Source organism: Clostridium moniliforme (genome assembly GCF_017873235.1).
GTDB classification, from domain to species: domain Bacteria; phylum Bacillota; class Clostridia; order Clostridiales; family Clostridiaceae; genus Clostridium; species Clostridium moniliforme.
The window spans coordinates 57,342-71,980 of record NZ_JAGGJZ010000004.1; the positions used below are offsets into that span (position 1 = coordinate 57,342).

16 protein-coding genes are annotated in these 14,639 nt (G+C 28.4%); 13 read left to right on the plus strand and 3 right to left on the minus strand.

The genetic code is table 11. From position 1 onward, the window contains the following. The first annotated feature begins 3 nt into the window (after nucleotides 1–3). The 13 genes from rpsD to J2Z53_RS07835 all read left to right on the plus strand — a co-directional run bounded on the left by rpsD (nucleotide 4) and on the right by J2Z53_RS07835 (nucleotide 10,812). Nucleotides 4–624, plus strand: a complete 621-nt coding sequence (gene rpsD, locus J2Z53_RS07775) for a 30S ribosomal protein S4 (protein WP_209796901.1) — start codon at nucleotides 4–6, stop codon at nucleotides 622–624. A 93-nt stretch (nucleotides 625–717) separates the two neighbouring features. Next, nucleotides 718–1,665, plus strand: coding sequence for a DNA-directed RNA polymerase subunit alpha (locus J2Z53_RS07780; RefSeq protein WP_209796903.1), 948 nt, complete (start codon nucleotides 718–720; stop codon nucleotides 1,663–1,665). A gap of 12 nt (nucleotides 1,666–1,677) precedes the next feature. Further along, nucleotides 1,678–2,019: a 50S ribosomal protein L17 gene (rplQ, locus tag J2Z53_RS07785; RefSeq protein WP_209796904.1), complete on the plus strand. Its 342-nt coding sequence runs from the start codon at nucleotides 1,678–1,680 to the stop codon at nucleotides 2,017–2,019. Between the two features lie 225 nt (nucleotides 2,020–2,244). Beyond that, on the plus strand, nucleotides 2,245–3,090 hold the full coding sequence (locus J2Z53_RS07790; protein ID WP_209796905.1) for an energy-coupling factor transporter ATPase: 846 nt from the start codon (nucleotides 2,245–2,247) through the stop codon (nucleotides 3,088–3,090). Continuing rightward, nucleotides 3,075–3,947 (plus strand): energy-coupling factor transporter ATPase, encoded by an 873-nt coding sequence (locus J2Z53_RS07795; protein ID WP_209796907.1) that lies wholly within the window; start codon nucleotides 3,075–3,077, stop codon nucleotides 3,945–3,947. Before J2Z53_RS07790 ends, J2Z53_RS07795 begins: the two co-directional genes overlap by 16 nt. Continuing rightward, complete coding sequence (locus J2Z53_RS07800) at nucleotides 3,948–4,748, plus strand: energy-coupling factor transporter transmembrane component T family protein (protein WP_209796909.1); 801 nt, start codon at nucleotides 3,948–3,950, stop codon at nucleotides 4,746–4,748. Nucleotides 4,749–4,763: 15 nt separating this feature from the next. Then, complete coding sequence (gene truA, locus J2Z53_RS07805; protein ID WP_209796910.1) at nucleotides 4,764–5,501, plus strand: tRNA pseudouridine(38-40) synthase TruA; 738 nt, start codon at nucleotides 4,764–4,766, stop codon at nucleotides 5,499–5,501. 161 nt (nucleotides 5,502–5,662) lie between these two features. Continuing rightward, nucleotides 5,663–6,097 carry a 50S ribosomal protein L13 gene (rplM, locus tag J2Z53_RS07810; RefSeq protein ID WP_209796912.1) on the plus strand — a complete coding sequence of 145 codons (435 nt, stop codon included), beginning with the start codon at nucleotides 5,663–5,665 and terminating at the stop codon, nucleotides 6,095–6,097. Between the two features lie 29 nt (nucleotides 6,098–6,126). Then, on the plus strand, nucleotides 6,127–6,519 hold the full coding sequence (rpsI, locus tag J2Z53_RS07815; RefSeq protein WP_024615630.1) for a 30S ribosomal protein S9: 393 nt from the start codon (nucleotides 6,127–6,129) through the stop codon (nucleotides 6,517–6,519). Nucleotides 6,520–6,833: 314 nt separating this feature from the next. Further along, entirely contained in the window at nucleotides 6,834–8,438 is a 1,605-nt protein-coding gene (locus J2Z53_RS07820) for a Na/Pi cotransporter family protein (RefSeq protein WP_209797063.1), read from the plus strand. Nucleotides 8,439–8,573: 135 nt separating this feature from the next. Then, nucleotides 8,574–9,230, plus strand: coding sequence for an N-acetylmuramoyl-L-alanine amidase (locus J2Z53_RS07825; RefSeq protein ID WP_209796914.1), 657 nt, complete (start codon nucleotides 8,574–8,576; stop codon nucleotides 9,228–9,230). A gap of 163 nt (nucleotides 9,231–9,393) precedes the next feature. Next, the gene (locus tag J2Z53_RS07830; protein WP_209796916.1) at nucleotides 9,394–10,236 is read left to right on the plus strand and encodes a fumarate hydratase; all 843 of its coding nucleotides are present in this window, start codon (nucleotides 9,394–9,396) and stop codon (nucleotides 10,234–10,236) included. Between the two features lie 15 nt (nucleotides 10,237–10,251). Further along, nucleotides 10,252–10,812, plus strand: coding sequence for a Fe-S-containing hydro-lyase (locus J2Z53_RS07835; RefSeq protein WP_209796918.1), 561 nt, complete (start codon nucleotides 10,252–10,254; stop codon nucleotides 10,810–10,812). A 43-nt stretch (nucleotides 10,813–10,855) separates the two neighbouring features. Here the strand turns inward: J2Z53_RS07835 and J2Z53_RS07840 are convergent, their stop codons facing one another. From J2Z53_RS07840 to J2Z53_RS07850, 3 genes are all read right to left on the minus strand, one after another. Further along, the gene (locus tag J2Z53_RS07840) at nucleotides 10,856–11,713 is read right to left on the minus strand and encodes a YitT family protein (RefSeq protein ID WP_209796920.1); all 858 of its coding nucleotides are present in this window, start codon (nucleotides 11,711–11,713) and stop codon (nucleotides 10,856–10,858) included. Between the two features lie 486 nt (nucleotides 11,714–12,199). Beyond that, nucleotides 12,200–13,771 (minus strand): putative ABC exporter domain-containing protein, encoded by a 1,572-nt coding sequence (locus J2Z53_RS07845; protein WP_209796921.1) that lies wholly within the window; start codon nucleotides 13,769–13,771, stop codon nucleotides 12,200–12,202. After that, complete coding sequence (locus J2Z53_RS07850) at nucleotides 13,771–14,511, minus strand: ABC transporter ATP-binding protein (protein ID WP_209796923.1); 741 nt, start codon at nucleotides 14,509–14,511, stop codon at nucleotides 13,771–13,773. Before J2Z53_RS07850 ends, J2Z53_RS07845 begins: the two co-directional genes overlap by 1 nt. Nucleotides 14,512–14,639: the final 128 nt, after the last annotated feature.

Sequence of the window (14,639 nt, forward strand, 5' to 3'; positions counted from 1 at the left end):
TTAATGGCAAGATATACTGGAGCTACATGTAGATTATGTAGAAGAGAAGGTATGAAATTATTCCTTAAAGGGGATAGATGTTATACAGATAAATGTGCTTTCACAAGAAGAAGTTATGCACCAGGACAACACGGAGCAGCTAGAAAAAAATTATCTAACTATGGTGTACAACTTAGAGAAAAGCAAAAAGCTAGAAGAATATACGGAGTGTTAGAAAGTCAATTCAGATCATATTATGAAAAGGCTGAACACATGAAGGGTATCACTGGTGAAAACTTATTAATGTTATTAGAATTAAGATTAGATAACGTTGTTTATAGATTAGGATATGGTGCTTCAAGAAATGAAGCAAGACAATTAGTTAACCACGGACATTTCTTAGTAAATGGTAAGAGAGTTGACATTCCTTCATTTAAGGTATCAGTTAACGATGTAATAACTGTTGCTGAAAAGAGCAGAGGAAGCGAAAAGTTTAAGACTTTCGTTGAAAATCCAAAGACTTTACCAAAATGGTTAGAAGCTAACGTTGAAAACTACGAAGGCAAAGTAGTTGCTGAACCAGTAAGAGAAGACATTGACGTACCAGTTAATGAAACTCTTATCGTCGAGTTATACAGCAAATAATTGTAGTATTTGTTATATAGATAAACTTATAGCAAATATAGAATCAGTTGCCCTCAGAATAAGGTTGCCATTTTAAAAATAAGGAGGGTTCGTATGTTAGAAATCGAAAAGCCAATAATTGAATGTGTAGAGGCAAATGAAGACGGTACTTATGGTAAGTACGTTGTAGAACCATTAGAAAGAGGATATGGTATTACATTAGGAAATGCCCTAAGAAGAATATTATTATCATCATTACCTGGAGTTGCAACTACTTCAGTTAAAATTGATGGGGTTCTTCATGAATTTTCTACAATACAAGGAGTTAAAGAAGATGTTACTGAAATAATCCTTAACATTAAATCTTTAGCTTTAAAAATGAATGGTGAAGGTCCAAAGACTATATATATAGATGCAAAGGGACCTGGTGTTGTTACAGCAGCAGATATAAAGACTGATGGAGATGTTGAAGTTGTTAATAAAGATTTACATATTGCAACTTTAGATGATGACGGAAGACTTTATATGGAATTAACTGTTAATAGAGGTAGAGGATATGTTACTCAAAATAAAAATAAGAGTGAAGACCTACCAATATCTGCAATAGCTGTTGATTCAATATATACACCAGTTAAGAGAGTTAACTTCAAAGTAGAAAATACTAGAGTTGGTCAAATTACTGACTATGATAAGTTAACACTTGAAATTTGGACTGATGGAACTATTAAGATTGATGAAGCTATAAGCTTATCAGCAAAAATCCTAATAGAACATTTCAAATTATTCATGTCATTAACTGATGAAACTAATGATGTTGAAATTATGATTGAAAAAGAAGAAGATAAAAAGGAAAAAGTACTAGAAATGACTGTTGAAGAGCTTGACTTATCAGTTAGATCATATAACTGTTTAAAAAGAGCTGGAATTAATACAGTTCAAGAACTTGCTAATAGATCAATGGATGATATGATGAAGGTAAGAAATCTAGGAAAGAAATCCTTAGAAGAAGTTGAAAAGAAGCTTAAAGAATTAGGCTTAAGCTTAAAATTAAGCGACGAGTAAGGAGGTAAATCCATGGCAGTTAATCGTAAGTTAGGTCGTCCTACAGACCAAAGAAGAGCTATGCTAAGAAACCTAGTAACTAGTTTCTTAAAGCATGGTAAGATTGAAACAACTGAAACTAGAGCTAAAGAAACTAGAAGTATAGCTGAAAAAATGATCACTCTTGCTAAGAGAGGAGATCTTCATGCTAGAAGACAAGTTTTATCTTTTGTACAAGAAGAAGCTGTAGTTAAGCATTTATTTGATAATATAGCTCCACAATACACTGAAAGAAACGGTGGATATACAAGAATGTATAAAAAAGGTCCTAGAAGAGGAGACGGAGCAGAAATGGTTATACTTGAATTAGTATAATTATTTGAGGGGGATTAAGAGAAATCTTGATCCCCGTTTTGTTATATAAAATAATAATTTATATAGAAAAGTAATGATTTAAATATTCAGAATATAGTTGAAAGTTGTGATTTATGATATATAATAATGTTAATGTGCATATAAATTGAAGATTACTTTTGTATATAGAATATTGTTTATTTAAGTATAAAAGGAGTTAATTAATCAATAATTGTGGAGGAATAGATGAGTCAAGAAATGATTAAATGTGAGAATTTAGTGTTTAAATATACATCACATGAAGAAGGTATAGAAAAGTATGCTATTAATGGAGTGAACTTATCAGTAAAAAAAGGTGAGTTTTTAGTTGTATTAGGACATAATGGATCAGGAAAATCAACTCTAGCTAAACAAATGAATGCACTTTTAGTACCTAGTGAAGGGTTTGTTTATGTTGATGGACTTAATACTAAAGATGAAAATAATGTTTGGGATGTAAGAACAAAGGCTGGGATGGTATTTCAAAATCCAGATAATCAAATGGTTGCAACTATTGTAGAAGAAGATGTTGCTTTTGGGCCTGAAAATTTAGGGATAGATCCAAAGGAAATAAGAAAACGTGTAGATGATAGTTTAAAAAAAGTTGGAATGATTGAATATAAAAGGCATGCACCACATCTTTTATCAGGAGGACAAAAGCAAAGAGTTGCTATAGCTGGAATACTTGCAATGCAACCTCAATGTATAATATTTGATGAGCCAACAGCAATGCTTGACCCATCAGGAAGAAAAGAGGTAATAAATAATATTAAAGAAATTAATAAAGAATATGGAATTACAATAGTTCTTATAACTCACTATATGGATGAAGCAGCAGAGGCTGATAGAATAGTTGTAATGGATGATGGAAAATTAATATTAGAAGGAACACCTAAAGATGTTTTTTCTCAAGTAGAACTTATGAAAAAAATAGGTTTAGATGTGCCTCAAGTAACTGAACTTAGTTATGAACTAAGAAAAGAAGGAATAAACTTAGATAGTAAAATAATAAATGTGGATGAAATGGTGGAAGCGTTATGTCAATTAAAATAGAAAATTTAACACACATATATATGCCTGATGGTCCTTTTGAAAAGAAAGCATTAGATGACGTTAATATAGACATAAAAGATGGAGAATTTATTGCTTTGATAGGTCATACAGGTTCAGGAAAATCAACTTTAATACAACATATGAATGGATTACTGGAGGCTACTTCAGGTCATATAATAGTTGATGGAGAAGATATAACAAAAGAAGGAGTTAATATTTCTTATGTTAGAAAAAAGGTAGGATTAGTATTTCAATATCCAGAATATCAACTTTTTGAGGAAACAATAGAAAAGGATATTTCTTATGGTCCAAGGAATCTTGGATTAGATGAAGAGGAAATACATAAACGTGTAATAAAGTCTATGGAAATGGTAGGACTTGATTATGAAATTTATAAGGATAAGTCTCCATTTGATTTAAGTGGAGGGCAAAAAAGAAGAGTAGCAATAGCAGGGGTTGTTGCTATGGAACCTAAAACTTTAATACTAGATGAGCCAACAGCTGGCTTAGATCCAAAAGGTAGAGATGATATATTAAATCAAATAAGAATTCTTCATAAAAAATATAATATGACAATAATTTTAGTAAGTCATAGTATGGAAGATGTAGCTAAAATTGCTGAGAGAGTTATTGTTATGAATAAAGGGAAGGTTGCACTTCAAGGAACTCCTTCTGAAGTTTTTAAAGAAGTAGATACATTAGAAGAAATAGGTCTTGGAGTACCACAGGTAACCTATCTTATGAGAGAACTTAAGAAAAAGGGGTTTAATGTAAAGGATGTATATACAATAGAGCAGTGTAAACAAGAACTAATTAGGGTGTTTAAAAATAAATTAGAGAGTAAGGGGGATAGATAGGTGATAAAGGATATAACTATAGGACAATATATACCAGGTAATACATTTATTCATAAATTAGACCCTAGAACAAAAATTTTAATATCTTTATTATTTATTGTATCTTTATTTATAATAGATAAGTTTGTTGGATATATATTAGTAGTTGCATTTGTTGCAGCAATAGTAATAAATTCAAAGGTTCCACCAAGATATATATTAAAAGGGTTAAAACCTATTGTAATTTTATTAGTATTTACATCAGTATTAAATATTTTTATGATTAAAGGAACTGAAAGTACATTATTATTTCATTTTGGATTTTTAAAAATATATGTTGAAGGTGTTAGAACAGCTATATTTATGATTTTTAGGTTATTATTTTTAGTTATTGGAACATCTATGCTTACTTTAACAACATCACCTATAGAACTTACAGATGGTATTGAGAGCCTTCTTAAGCCTATTGGTAAGGAAATGGCTCACGAGCTTGCTATGATGATGACAATAGCCTTAAGATTTATTCCAACACTTATGGATGAAACTGATAAGATTATGAAAGCTCAAAAAGCAAGGGGAGCTGATTTTGAGTCAGGTGGAATTATACAAAAAGCTAAGAGTTTAGTACCTCTTTTAGTGCCACTATTTATAAGTTCATTTAGAAGAGCTGATGAACTTGCTATGGCAATGGAAGCTAGATGTTATAGAGGTGGTTCAGGAAGAACTAGAATGAAACAATTAAAGTTTACTAAAAATGATTTAATAGCTTGGATTATATTTTCAATATTATTTATAGCTAGTATAGTTATTAGAATACTTTAATTTTTAGGTGATATTATGAAAAATATAAAGCTAACCATTGAATATGATGGAACTAATTATTTAGGATGGCAAAAACAAAAGAGTAGTAAGAATACAATTCAAGAAACAATAGAGAAGGCAATAGAGAAAATAGTTAAAAAGGAAGTATCCCTAATAGGAAGTTCAAGAACAGATTCTGGAGTTCATGCAAAGGGTATGGTTGCAAACTTTTTAACAGACAGTAGTGTTCCACCAGAAAGGTTTAGGGAAGCTATAAATACTAAGCTTCCAGATGATATTGCTATAATTAAATCAGAAGAGGTTCCAGAGGAATTTCATGCAAGATATAATAGTAAAGGGAAAACTTACAGTTATACGATTAATAATAGAATAGAGAAAGTTGCCTTATATAGAAATTATTCATATCATGTAAGGGATATATTAGATATAAAGGCTATGGAAGAGGCGTGTAAATACTTTATAGGTAAACATGACTTTAGTGCCTTTAAAAGTAGTGGAAGCTCAGTTAAAACATCAGTTAGAACAATAACTGATTTACATATAGAAAAAGAAAATGATATTTTAAAAATTTTAGTTACAGCTGATGGTTTTTTGTATAATATGGTAAGAATAATAGTAGGAACTTTAATTGAAGTAGGTAATGGTAAACTAAAGTCTGAAGAGATTGAGGATATAATAAATAAAGGAAAAAGAGAGAATTCAGGCTTTTGTGTTCCACCAAATGGCCTAATTTTAGAAAAAGTTTATTATTAATGAAAAAAATATTTAAAATACATTGACACGCCCGTAAGCGTGTATTATAATGATATATGTTTGTTAGAATATTTATGTACATAAGATCTAGTAAGCTAGTATCTTGACATAAATGCAATATGTAGATATTGCACATCGTAAGTTCAAGGAGGGAAACATAGATGAAATCATACATTGCAAAAGCACAAGAAGTTGAAAGAAAATGGTATGTTGTTGATGCTGCTGGTAAGCCACTAGGAAGAGTTGCTAGCCAAGTTGCTTCAATATTAAGAGGAAAAAATAAGCCAACATTTACACCTAATGTTGACTGCGGAGATTTCGTTATCGTAATCAATGCTGAAAAAGTTGTTTTAACTGGTAAGAAGTTAGATCAAAAAATGATGAGAAAGCACAGCTTATACGTTGGTGGATTAAAGGAAATCCCATACAGAGAAGTTTTAGACAAGAAACCAGAATTTGCTTTCGAAGAAGCAGTTAGAAGAATGCTTCCAAGTGGTGTTTTAGGAAGAAAAATGTTAAAGAAATTAAATGTAGTAAGAGGTTCAGAACACGGACATGAAGCTCAAAAACCAGAAGTACTAGAATTAAAGTACTAATAAGCTGAAGTTCGGGAGGAGGATTTAAAATGGCAAAAGTTCAATACATGGGAACTGGTAGAAGAAAGAAATCAGTTGCAAGAGTAAGACTAGTACCAGGAAATGGTAAAGTAGTTATCAATAAGAGAGAAATAGAAAACTTTTTTGGTTTAGAAACTTTAAGAGTTATCGTTAACCAACCTTTAGTTTTAACAGGAACTAAAGATAAATTTGACGTATTAGTTAATGTTCATGGTGGAGGATTCACAGGTCAAGCTGGAGCAATCAGACACGGAATAGCTAGAGCATTAGTTAAATCAGATGAAGCTTTAAAGTCAGAATTAAAGAAAGCTGGATTCTTAACTAGAGACCCAAGAATGGTTGAAAGAAAGAAATACGGTCTTAAGAAAGCAAGAAGAGCTCCACAATTCTCAAAGAGATAATATTTGGAGTCACTATACGAAGGAGAAGAGTTTTATACTCTTCTCCTTTTTTGCTTAAAATAATTAATTTAAAATGTTGTTCTATAAAAGTTACTGTTAAAATAAATTAAAGTTTTATTTATAATTAAAATTTATTTTATAAAATATATTTGGAATAAAAAGTAAGGCTATATTAAAAGTAGGTTAAAAAGTAGGAATAAACATTAACAAATATTAATAAATAATGTACAATTGGAATATAAAATTAAAAAAAAACGATAAATTTGTTAAATAAATTTTTTGAACATGGAGGAAAAAAGTTGAATTCTATAGTGATGACAATTATAACTTTAATGGGTGGACTTGGACTATTTCTTTATGGAATGAAGTTAATGGGAGATGGTCTAGAAAATGCAGCTGGAGAAGGTTTAAAAAAGATTCTTGAAAAAGTCACATCAAATCCAATTGTTGCAGTTTTAGTTGGTGCTGCAGTTACAGCAGTAATACAAAGTAGTAGTGCTACAACAGTAATGGTTGTAGGATTTGTTAATGCTGGCCTTATGAATTTAGCTCAAGCAGCTGGAATAATAATGGGAGCAAATATAGGTACAACAATTACAGCTCAGTTAGTTGCTTTTAAACTTGATGATGTAGCTCCAATATTTGTATTTATAGGTGCAACTATGGTTATGGTTGCTAAAGTAAAAAAGAGAAGAGAAATTGGAAACATAATATTAGGTTTTGGTATTTTATTTACTGGTATGGGTATGATGAGTGATGCGATGAAGCCATTAGCAGCATCACCAATGTTTGAGCATTTAGTAATGTCTATTAGTGATAATATGTTTATAGGCATAGTAGCTGGAGCAGCCATTACTGCAATACTTCAAAGTTCATCAGCAACAACAGGTATACTTATAGCTCTTGCAACAGCTGGAGCAATTGATATAAGTGCGGCATTACCTATATTATTTGGATGTAATATTGGTACATGTATAACAGCTATGCTTGCAAGCGTTGGTACAAATAAAACAGCACATAAAGCAGCTTTTCTCCATTTGATATTTAATGTTGGAGGAACGGTAATGTTTATACCATTCTTAGGTATGCTTGGTCAATTAGTTCAATATATGAGTCCTGGGGATGTTGAAAGACAAATTGCAAATTCACATACAGTATTTAATATTGCAAATACAATAGTATTATTACCTCTTAGAAACTATTTAATATTAATAGTTAATAAATTAGTTCCAGGAGAAGATGAAATTGAAAAGGTTGGACCTAAATATATTGATGACAGATTACTTGAGACTCCAGTAATTGCAGCTGGACAAGTTATAAAAGAAACTATAAGAATGGCTAACAAAGCAGAACAAAATCTTGAGTTATCTATGAAGGCATTTATGGAACAAGATGAAGCTTTAATAAAAAAAGTATATGATAATGAAGAAATAATAAATGTTTTAGAAGAAGCAATAACTACTTATTTAGTTAAATTATCAAAATGTGAATTATCAGATAAAGAAAGTAGTATAGTTTCATCAACATTTCATATAGTAACTGATATTGAGAGAATAGGAGATCATGCAGAAAATATTGCAGACCTTGCAGTTCAAAAATCAAATAAAAAATTACAATATAGTCAAGATGCTGTAGATGAGTTATATGAGATATATAATTACACAAAAATAGCACTACAATTGGCTATTGAAAGCTATGAAAATAGAGATGTTAATAAGGCAAGTAGTATTAATTCTGTAGAAGAGCGAATTGATGTATCTCAAAAAAATTATAGAGATAAACATATAAAGAGATTATATGATGGTAAGTGCAACGCTTATGCAGGAACAATATTTTTAGATTTAATTTCAAATTTTGAAAGAATAGGAGATCATGCTACAAATATTGCTGAGATCGTAATAGAAAATAATACATTATAGTTAATAAAAAATAGGAATTAGATTTATCTATTTCCTATTTTTTATTTTTTTAGATAGAATTTTTAAATTTCAAAAAGAATAAATAAATTTCTTATTCAAATAATAAACCTATAAGTATTTTTAGGAGGATAAACTATGAAATTTTTTAAATGTCTAATAATAACTATGACGTTTTTTACTATAGGATGCACAATTAAAGCAAGTGGGGCAGAAATGAATAAAGAATATAGAATATTAATTGATCCAGGACATGGAGGATATGATGGTGGAGCTAAATCAAAAGGTGGAGTAATAGAAAAAGATATTAACTTAGCAATAAGTTTAAAGTTAAAAGATGCTCTTAAAAAAGAAGGATATACTGTTTATATGACAAGAGAAAATGATATAGCACTAGCTAATAGTAAAAAAGAAGATTTAGAAATTAGATGTGAAAAGAAAAAAGAAACAGAGTGTGATGTATTTATATCAATACATCAGAATATGTTTAGTAGTAGTAATAGTAAAGGAACGCAAGTATGGTATTCAAGTAATGAAAATAGTAAAATATTAGCTGAAAATATTCAAGAAGCTGTTAAAGAAACACTTCAACCTAATAATAATAGATTAGCCAAAGATGCTAAAAAATCATATAAAATACTTAGAGATGAGTATAATGGAGCAAGTATAATAGTTGAGTGTGGATTCTTATCTAACTACGAAGAAGAAGAAAAGTTACAGAATGAAGACTATCAAAATAAAATTGTTTTAGAAATAAAAAAAGGAATAAATAAATATTTTTCACAAAAGAATTAGTAGATTATATTAAAATAATCTGATATATTTCTCAGAAAAAAGGAGTGATGTTTAAAATGTTACTCCTTTTTATCATTATATAAACAATTTTTTAAGAAACATTGTCAGTTGTTGTAATTTGAATGATAAATTTATAAACTTAATATGAGAGGAGATGGATTTTATGAGAGAAATTAGTGTAAATGAAGTGAGGGATGTTGTTAGAGATTTATGTATTGATTCAAATTATTACATAGGTTGTGATATTAAAGATAAACTTATGGATTATAAGAATAATGAACAATATCCAATTGCAAAAGAAATTTTAGAAAAGATAATTGAAAACGACAACATAGCTGAGGCTGAAAATTTACCTATGTGCCAAGATACTGGAATAACTTGTGTTTTTGTAGAAGTTGGACAGGATGTTCATTTTATTGATGGAGATTTAGAAGATGCAATTAATGAAGGTGTTAGAAGAGGGTATAAAGAAGGATATCTAAGAAAATCTGTTGTATCAGATCCAATAGAGAGGGTCAATACAAAAGATAATACTCCTGCTGTTATTTATTATAAAATTGTTAAAGGGGATAAGGTGAAAATAACAGTAGCACCTAAAGGAGCAGGCTCTGAAAATATGAGTAGGATAGCAATGCTTAAACCATCAGATGGATTAGAAGGAGTAAAGGAATTTATTTTAAAAACTGTTGAAGAAGCAGGACCTAATCCATGTCCACCAATGGTTGTGGGAGTTGGAATTGGAGGTACATTTGATAAAGCCGCGTTTTTAGCAAAAAAAGCTTTAACAAGATCACTTAATGAACCTAACAAAAATAAGTTTTATGGGCAACTTGAGGAAGAATTACTTCAAAAGATTAATAAGTTAGGAATAGGTCCACAAGGTTTTGGAGGATTAACAACTGCTTTAGGAGTAAATATTGAAGTATATCCAACACATATAGCAACTTTACCTGTTGCTGTTAATATAAATTGTCATGCTACAAGACATAAACAAAAGGTTATATAAAGGGGATGTGTTATTTTGATTAAAAGGATTACAACACCACTTACTGAAGAAAAAGTTAAAGATTTAAAATGTGGAGATTCAGTGCTTTTATCAGGAAAATTATATACAGCAAGGGATGCAGCTCATAAAAGATTAATAGATATTTTAGATAAGGGAGGAGAACTTCCTATAAGTGTAAAGGATGAAACTATATATTATGTTGGCCCAACACCAGCAAAACCAGGACAAGTAATAGGGTCAGCTGGACCAACAACAAGCTATAGAATGGATGCTTACTCACCTAAACTTTTGGATTTAGGGTTAAAGGGTATGATAGGAAAGGGTAAAAGAAATAAAGAAGTTATAAATTCAATGAAGAAAAACAATGCAGTTTATTTTGGTGCTATTGGAGGAGCAGCAGCCCTTATAGGAAAATGTATTACAGCATCAGAAGTTATATTATATGAAGATTTAGGTTCAGAAGCAATTAGAAGATTAGAAGTTAAGGATCTTCCTTTAATAGTAGTAATAGATTCAGAAGGAAATAATCTATATGAAAAGGGAAGAGAAGAATATAAAAATATGTTAAATAAATAAAAATAAAAGGTATAAATCCTAAAAAGGATTTATACCTTCTATTTTATACATTTTTAAAGCCTTTTCCTTTAACTTCTGATGTATCAACTATAGTAATAAATGCCATAGGGTCAACTGTGTAGATTTTATTTTTTAATGATAACATTTCACGAGTTGAAACTATACAATAAAGCATTTTAGCTTTTCTATGAGTGTATTCACCTTCTATTGGAATTGAGGTTACACCTCTATGCATATCTTTAATTACAAAGTCTATTATGTCTTGACTTTTATTTGTTATTATAAGTAAAAGCTTTCTACTATTAAATCCTTGAAGAACTCTATCTAAAACAATTCCTTGAGTAAAAATAGAAAGCATTGTATAAAGAGCTCTTGGAATTCCAAAAACAACTGCACCAACAATAACAATAATACAGTTTAATATAAAACCAAGTTTACCAATTTCAAAGTTTGAATATTTTTTCCTAATTAACATAGTTATTATATCAGTTCCACCGGTAGAACCATTTCTTAAGAAAACAAGTCCATAACCAATACCGCATAGAACACCACCATAAACACAGTAAAGTAAATTATCATTTATTACGATTGCTGTAGATAAGGGTTTTGTTATAATAAGTGCTAAGGACAAAGATGACATACCAATTGCAGAATAAAGTGTAAAACACTTACTAAGTTTTTTATAACTTAATATAAATAAAGGTATATTAAGAATAAATACTACAGCTCCAGCTGGTACATTAAATAAATATTGAAAAATAAGTGCTACACCAGTTGCTCCACCACTTAATAATTTAGCATGAGTTAAAAATAAGTTAACTCCAAGAGAAGCAATAATACAACCAGCAAAAATAATAATAACATCTAAAATAAAAGTTTTGCTTTTTAGTAGTTTAATCATCATAATCTCCTAAATTATATTTATATAATATCTTCGTTTATTATATATAAAATTTGGAATAAAGTTAATGCTTAAATAATAGATATTTAAGCAAAATCTCGGTAAATTACAGTAATACATTAAATAGTATCATTGATATTATTAATAACTCTAAAATGGTATAAATACCTACTTAATACAATTATATTTTATGGACATATAAATATTAATAAAGGATAATTATAATATAAGCTAAGAAAAGAGGAATAAATTATAATATAAATGAAGAAAAGAGGGATAATTTATAATATGTTTAACTTTAAGTTACCTGGAAGTTTAAAAGTAAAAAAAGTAATATTAGCTATACTTATTATTGTATGTTTAGGAATTTTGGTGAATAAATTAATCCTTAATAAAGAAAATACTAATAAGAGTAATATAAATACAGAAACACAAATAAAGAGCAAATAAAAGCACAATGAAATTTATTTTTCATTGTGCTTTTAATTAAAGCTCTATAGTATCAAATATACCTTTAGAAAAATGCATTAATATAAAGGACATTAAAATGTTATATAGAGAAATTCCTACATAAATAGGGTAATTTCCTAATTCCTTAAAATTAATACCTATAAAAGTTCCAATTAATATTGATGGAAGTATATAAATAAATAAGCTAAGAAATTTAATTAAAGCTTTAGTAGTATTATTAGAAACTCTATCAAATAGCTTATAACTAAATACTCCACCATAAGTACTTAAAAATATAAATGTAATGTAAGTGATAATACAAAATATAATCTCTACAATATTTTCATTAATTAAAAAGCCTAGTACTAAAAACATAAGTATTCCATCTATTGAGGACTTGATAATTGTAGTTAACGTTGAGTAAAACAGTTTTCTTTTGCTGCTATCTGGTATCAAAAATATTGCTGGATTATTAAATTCCAGTGTCCACTTTGAACCTGATGAAAATAATACAAGTAGATATACGGATAAACAAAAGAAAACAAATAAATCTGATTTTAAAAATAATCCCCATAAAACAGCAAGTGAAACAAATACTGCTGTAGTTATATTTAGAAAATAAAATCCAGTTTTCTTATATTCAAGAAGCTGTCTTCTAAAAATAGCTTTAGAAAATTTAGAAGAATAATTATCAGTAACATGTTTTCTTGTCCAAGGTTTATGTTTTAATTTACTATAATCAAGTTGTTTTGCATCATAACCACTATTTTTGTATTGAGTTGCAGCTTCTCTTGCTTCAGCAGAAGAAATTACATCTTCATAAAAGTCTAATTTTAACTTACAAAGTACATATATAAATATAATTATAAAAATAATAAATCCTAAAATAGGGTAAATAATCTTAAAAGAAAAACCGCTAAATATTGAAGAAGCCATACTTTTACTAAAACCAATTAAAGGTATATAATCCCAAATAGGAGAGGTTGATAAATTTATAAACGAATTAAAGTAATCATGACTTTTATATATTTCTAAAGCAAAATATAAAATAATCATAAGAATTATTGATAAAAATATATTTTTAGACAATTTTTTTATTTTAGGGAAATAAAAAAATATTCCATACACCATTAAGGATAAAGCACTTGAACTAAAGGAAAACAATATAATTAGTAAAATTAAAATAAAGAAACCTTCAATAGTAAATCCAAACTTATTAATTAACATTGGAATTTGAAATAAAATAAAAAATGAAAATATAAAACCAGAAGCAATTTCTTTTAAGAATCCATAAACTAAAATTTTAATATTACTTATAGGAGCAGTAAAAAGTAAATTTACATCAGCCATTGAATAAGAAAATCCTTTTTTACTTATACCTGAGTATATAGATATCAAAAATAATATTAAAGATATAATTGTTACTATACCTATAAATAAATCAGGAGAAAGTTTACTTTCAGACCTTTCTCCTAAAAATAATGGGAAAATTGACATTCCTAAAATAATAATAAAAAATATATAAGGAATAGCTTTAGTTGGTTTTGATTTAAAACTTTTAAAATAATTTATTGTATTTCTTTTTATTAGATATAAAAATGAACTCATTAAATAACACCTTCCTCTAAGTTAGTATTATTTTTAGAATCAGTATATTTAAAGAAAATATCTTCTAAATTTTCACCACTTTTCATAAGTTCTTCCTCAAGTTCTATTTTTGTTTTATCTAAAACTATTTCACCAGTTTTCATAAGTAAAACTCTATCCCATAGATCTTCTACTGATGAAAGAAGGTGAGTGCTTATTAATATAGTAGTTCCCTGATTCTTTAGTTTTAATATAAGGTTTTTTAATTCCTTAATAGCTTTAGGATCTAATCCTATCATTGGTTCATCTAATAAAAGAAGTTTTGGTTTTGTAATTAAAGATACACATAAACTAACCTTTTGTTGCATACCCTTTGATAGTTCAGAGCCAAGTTTATCTAATTTATCATCAAGATCAAAAATATTAAATAAATAATTTGCATATTCTTCATAATCCCCAATTCCATAAGCTTTAGCTATGAAATGAATATGTTCTTTTACTGTAAGCAATGGATACAATCCAGGAAGTTCAGGAACATAAGAAAAGGATTTCTTACCTGCTATACTTTTGTTAAGATTATTATCTATAAAAATTTCTCCATCATATCTTAAAAGTCCAGCTATTGATTTAATTGTAGTTGATTTTCCAGCACCGTTAGGACCTGCTAGTACACAAACTTCCCCCTTGTTTAAATTAAAGTTAATGTTTTTTAAAATAGGTACCTTTTTAAACTTTTTCGTTAGATTAATAATTTTAAGCATTAAGCTTACCCCCTTTTATTATTGAATATAATTAAGTAGTATAATAGTATGATATAATAACATAATTTCCCTGTAAATCATAAAAATTATATTTAAGTAAAGCTTAAGTTTTAATAATTTCGTAACAA

Coding starts and splice junctions, on each gene's coding strand:
- J2Z53_RS07795 (WP_209796907.1), top strand. CDS start 3,075: ATGTCAATTAAAATAGAAAATTTAACACACATATATATGCCTGATGGT.
- J2Z53_RS07845 (WP_209796921.1), bottom strand. CDS start 13,771: ATGAGTTCATTTTTATATCTAATAAAAAGAAATACAATAAATTATTTT.
- J2Z53_RS07840 (WP_209796920.1), bottom strand. CDS start 11,713: ATGATTAAACTACTAAAAAGCAAAACTTTTATTTTAGATGTTATTATT.
- truA (WP_209796910.1), top strand. CDS start 4,764: ATGAAAAATATAAAGCTAACCATTGAATATGATGGAACTAATTATTTA.
- rplQ (WP_209796904.1), top strand. CDS start 1,678: ATGGCAGTTAATCGTAAGTTAGGTCGTCCTACAGACCAAAGAAGAGCT.
- rpsD (WP_209796901.1), top strand. CDS start 4: ATGGCAAGATATACTGGAGCTACATGTAGATTATGTAGAAGAGAAGGT.
- rpsI (WP_024615630.1), top strand. CDS start 6,127: ATGGCAAAAGTTCAATACATGGGAACTGGTAGAAGAAAGAAATCAGTT.
- rplM (WP_209796912.1), top strand. CDS start 5,663: ATGAAATCATACATTGCAAAAGCACAAGAAGTTGAAAGAAAATGGTAT.
- J2Z53_RS07790 (WP_209796905.1), top strand. CDS start 2,245: ATGAGTCAAGAAATGATTAAATGTGAGAATTTAGTGTTTAAATATACA.
- J2Z53_RS07825 (WP_209796914.1), top strand. CDS start 8,574: ATGAAATTTTTTAAATGTCTAATAATAACTATGACGTTTTTTACTATA.
- J2Z53_RS07850 (WP_209796923.1), bottom strand. CDS start 14,511: ATGCTTAAAATTATTAATCTAACGAAAAAGTTTAAAAAGGTACCTATT.
- J2Z53_RS07780 (WP_209796903.1), top strand. CDS start 718: ATGTTAGAAATCGAAAAGCCAATAATTGAATGTGTAGAGGCAAATGAA.
- J2Z53_RS07820 (WP_209797063.1), top strand. CDS start 6,834: ATGACAATTATAACTTTAATGGGTGGACTTGGACTATTTCTTTATGGA.
- J2Z53_RS07830 (WP_209796916.1), top strand. CDS start 9,394: ATGAGAGAAATTAGTGTAAATGAAGTGAGGGATGTTGTTAGAGATTTA.